The organism is Aldersonia kunmingensis (assembly GCF_001646865.1).
GTDB classification, from domain to species: Bacteria; Actinomycetota; Actinomycetes; order Mycobacteriales; family Mycobacteriaceae; genus Aldersonia; species Aldersonia kunmingensis.
In genome coordinates this window covers 1-4019 of sequence record NZ_LRRB01000157.1, presented here as the reverse complement: position 1 = coordinate 4019, position 4019 = coordinate 1, and the positions used below count along the sequence as shown (strand labels likewise).

Genomic DNA, 4019 nt, shown 5'->3' with positions numbered 1-4019 from the left:
GTAGGTACCACAGCCCCTCATGCAGCGGGTTCTGCTTCAGCCCGGCCTCGAGATCGGCCGCCAGCAGGCGCTCCTCGCCGAGGTCGAGCCGGATTTCGTAGGAGAGCTCGAGCGCCGCGCTGTGAATCCGCTCGAAGTGCGCTGCCGCCTCGATCTGGAACGGATAGGTGTCGAACTCGGGAAGTAGCGGGGAGTAGCCGGCCAGCGCCTCGCGCAGCACCGAACCCGCCTCGTCGAGTTGTCCGGCGTCGTGTAACTGCCGTCCTCGCTCGACGAGGTCGGTGAACCGCCAAACGTCTACCGAATCCCGTGGTGCGAGTACTGCATAGCCGGTGCCGCGGGTGACGAGGAGCTGCGGCTGTGCGCGGGGGGCCCGATCGGGCTCGAGTGCGCGACGCAGACCGGAAATGAACGACTGCACTGACGCTTCGGCGCGGTCCGGGGCGTCTTCGCCCCAGATTCCCTCGATCAGTCGGCCGATGGCGACGATCTGACCACCGGCCAGCAACAACTGAGCCAGCGCGGCTCGCTGCTTCCGGGTGCCCAGCGCAAGTGACCCCGAGTCGTTGACGACCTCGAGGCCACCGAAGAGCTGGTAGCGATGCGCACCCATAAGGCGCGAGTGTAATGCGCCACATCCCCAACGTCGCCGCTCGATTTGCTCACATTGCCCTGTCTCAGACGCCGATTCGGGTGGACCCGACACCCGAGATTGCCACCTAATGAAAACTGTTTTCGACAACGGGCACCCGACGCTGTAGCGTCCAGCGTGCCTTATTGAGAATCATTTCCAAAAGGAGCGGCAAGTGAGAAGCGCGGACAACCCGCCGAAGCGAATTCGAGAACAGCGCCCGCTCTTCCAGCCGGTCGCCAACGCCCTCCACGCAGACACCTGGGAGTGGCGCCTCGGCGCGAGCTGTCGCGGAGAGGCGGCCGACGACTTCTTCGTCGCCGAGCAGGTACGCGGGAAGGTCCGAGCCCAACTCGAGCGGCGCGCGAAGCGGGTGTGCCGCGACTGCCCGGTGCTGGAGGACTGTCGCCGCTACGCCGTCGAAGCCGGGGAACCCCATGGCATTTGGGGCGGACTCACGACGAGCGAACGGGCGTCGATTCGGCGGCAGACGGCATCTTGAGGCCGAGAAATCAGCCCCGTCGCGGTGGCGGGTCCACCTCGACGCCGCCGGACTCGTGCTCCGGCCCGGACGCCTTGTGCCCGGCGGGGACTCGCGCCCGGAAGTTGGCTGCCTCGCTCGGGCCGGGTGCGCCGTTGCCGGACCGGTCGCGGCGGTACGGGCCGGGCTTCTGCCGCGGCTGTCCGCCCGGGAAGGCGAGGCGGGCGATTGTGCGGTGGACCATGTACCACTGCTTGCCGAACGGGCCGGTGTTGTAGGGCAGGTCGTAGCGCTCGCAGATATCGCGCACCTTGGGGGCGATCTCGGAGTACCGGCTGCTCGGCATGTCCGGGTAGAGGTGGTGTTCGACCTGATAGCTGAGGTTGCCGCTCACCACGTGGAACAGCGGGCTGCCGTCGATATTGGCCGCCCCGACGAGCTGGCGGACGTACCACTTGCCGCGGGATTCGTCGGCCGCCTCCTCCGCGGAGAAGGTGTAGGTCTGGTCGGGGAAGTGCCCGCAGAAAATGATCGCGTGCGCCCAGACATTGCGGATGATGTTCGCGATGACGTCGGCGGTGAGGGTGGCGAGGAAGGTTTGTTCGGCCCCCGGTGCGACTTTTTCCAGCGCGTTGGCGACGGCGGAGGTCTTGCGGCCACCGCGCTTGCGCAAGGCCCGGGCGATCCGTGATTCCTTCGGCTGGGGTAGTCGTCCACCCGAGATGAGCTGCGCGGCCCCGAACGCCGCGGCGCTGACCAGCGGCCAGCCCACGTAGTCCTTGACGATCTGGCGGCGCGCCTTACCGGCTATGCCGCGCAGGTCCTTCCCGACCTCCTTCATCGACTTTTCCTTGGCGCGGATCGCGTCGATGTCCAGGTCATGTACGGCGACGCCCCACTCGAACAGCGCCATCAGCACCACGTTGTAAAGCGGCTGTGCCAGGTAGATGGGGTGCCACCGCTGTTTCGGGTCGATCCGCATGATCTCGTAGCCGAGATCCTTGTCCTTGCCGCGGATATTGGTGAACGTGTGGTGGACGTAGTTGTGGGAGTGCTTCCACGCCTCCGCCGTCGATGCGGTGTCCCAGTCCCAGACCGAGGAGTGGATGTACGGGTCGTTCATCCAGTCCCACTGCCCGTGCATGACGTTGTGGCCGATCTCCATGTTTTCCAGGATCTTTGCCATGCCGAGGCATGCCGTCCCGGCCAGCCAGGCGCCGCGGAAGGAAGAGCCGAGAAGTAGCGCCCGCCCGGCGACGGCGAGCTGGCGCTGCACCGAGATCACCGTCGTGATGTAGCGACGATCGCGCTCGCCGAGGTCGGCGTAGACCTCGTCGTGAATGGCGTCGAATTCGCGCTCGAGGGCGGCGAAGTTTTCCTCGCTGAGGTGTGCGAGCGGATTGTTCGGATCGAGGGGTTGGGCGCTGTCTTCACGAACACCGTCGACACGCTTGACGCTGTCGATGGACATGGCGTTCCTCCTTTGTGTTCTACAGATCGATTTCGATATTTCCTTCGGCGGTGTTCACGCAGGTCCGCACGCTCGCACCGGTCGGCTCGCTGACCTCGCCGGTGCGGAGGTCACGCAGGCGTCCCGACTGAAGGGTCCCCACACAGGTGTGGCATATGCCGATCCGGCAGCCGTAGGGCAGTTTCAACCCGGCCTTCTCGCCGGCGACGAGGATCGGGGTGTCGCCGTCGCAATGGGCTTCTTCCTCGCTGTCGAGGAAGGTCACCATGCCGCCCTCGCCGTCGCCGCCGCCGATGATCGGCTGGAACCGCTCGAGATGCAGGCGCTCCGGGTCGCCCTCGGCCTCCCAGTGCGCGATCAGGTCATCGAGCAGCTCGCCGGGGCCGGAGCAGAACGCGTCTCGGTCCCGCCAATCCGGGCACACCTCGTCGAGGTCGGCGGGCCCGATCCGGCCCTGTGTCGAGGTAATCCGCAGCAGGAACCGCACGCCGGTGTGGCGCTCATCGAGGTCGTGCAGGGCATCGCCGAATATCACCTGCTCGCGAGTGCGGGCCGAGTGGATCACCACAACGTCGTGGAGTCGGTCGCGGTGGTCGAGGCTGCGCAGCATGCTCATGATCGGGGTGACGCCGCTACCTGCGCTGATGAACAGCAACTTCGCCGGCGGTGGGTCGGGCAGCGTGAAAACGCCCTCGACATCGCCGAGTCGGACGACCTCGCCGGGCTGAATGCGTTCGACCAGATAGGGAGAGACCACACCCTTCTCGACGAGCTTCGGGGTGACGCTGATCAGGCCGTCCTCAGCGCCCGGGTCGGAGGTCAGCGAGTACGCGCGCCAGTGATAGACGCCGTCGATGATGACGCCGAGCCGGACGTACTGACCAGGGCGATGACCAGGCCACTTGTGGGCGGGCCGGATCTCGACGGTCGCGGCATCCGAGCCCTCCTGGATCACTCGTTCGACTCGTCCGCGGGTCTCGCGCGTCGTCCAGAGCGGGTTGATCAGCTCCAGGTAGTCGTCGGGACGCAGCGGATGGAAGAGGTGCCGGATCGCACGCAGAAAGAGCGCCCGCGTCTTCGACACGGTGGGTAGAGCTCCCCGTTCGGCCATCGCCACCGTGTTCCCACTTAGGGGCTTGTTCAATCTCCGGTCGTGAGCAGGCGTGGAACCGGGTGCGGACGCGCGATCGCGTTGTCCGCACCCGGCCCTGCTACCACCTGGCGGCCTCGGCGAAGATCCGCTCCGGGTCGTACTCATCCCGGATCGCGACGAGCCGAGCGTAGGTTTCCGGGCCCCAGCCGGCCTTCACCCGTTCCGCCGGTGCGCCGGTGGTGTCCCCGGCGAAGCCCGGCAGAGCCCCACCCGTGGCGTAGGGCGCCATCACGCCGAGCACGGATTCCAGGACACCGGGCAGCACGTCGTGCAATTCAGGCAC

General features: G+C 66.7%; 4 protein-coding genes and 1 pseudogene. 1 reads left to right on the top strand and 4 read right to left on the bottom strand.

The window, feature by feature from the left end; genetic code table 11:
* Nucleotides 1–613, bottom strand: a 613-nt coding sequence (locus A8G08_RS11650) for an AfsR/SARP family transcriptional regulator (protein WP_187344462.1), incomplete at its 3' end; no start/stop codon positions are given.
* A 193-nt stretch (nt 614–806) separates the two neighbouring features.
* Between A8G08_RS11650 and A8G08_RS26645 the strand changes: the two genes are divergently transcribed.
* The gene (locus A8G08_RS26645) at nt 807–1133 is read left to right on the top strand and encodes a WhiB family transcriptional regulator (protein WP_281182143.1); all 327 of its coding nucleotides are present in this window, start codon (nt 807–809) and stop codon (nt 1131–1133) included.
* A 10-nt stretch (nt 1134–1143) separates the two neighbouring features.
* On the opposite strand, the gene A8G08_RS11640 is transcribed toward A8G08_RS26645, so the two are convergent.
* The 3 genes and pseudogenes from A8G08_RS11640 to A8G08_RS27485 all read right to left on the bottom strand — a co-directional run.
* Entirely contained in the window at nt 1144–2583 is a 1440-nt protein-coding gene (locus tag A8G08_RS11640; protein ID WP_068273897.1) for a fatty acid desaturase family protein, read from the bottom strand.
* A 19-nt stretch (nt 2584–2602) separates the two neighbouring features.
* The gene (locus A8G08_RS11635; RefSeq protein ID WP_068273895.1) at nt 2603–3694 is read right to left on the bottom strand and encodes a ferredoxin reductase; all 1092 of its coding nucleotides are present in this window, start codon (nt 3692–3694) and stop codon (nt 2603–2605) included.
* A 100-nt stretch (nt 3695–3794) separates the two neighbouring features.
* A pseudogene (locus tag A8G08_RS27485) lies at nt 3795–4019 on the bottom strand (BBE domain-containing protein); the annotation flags it as partial.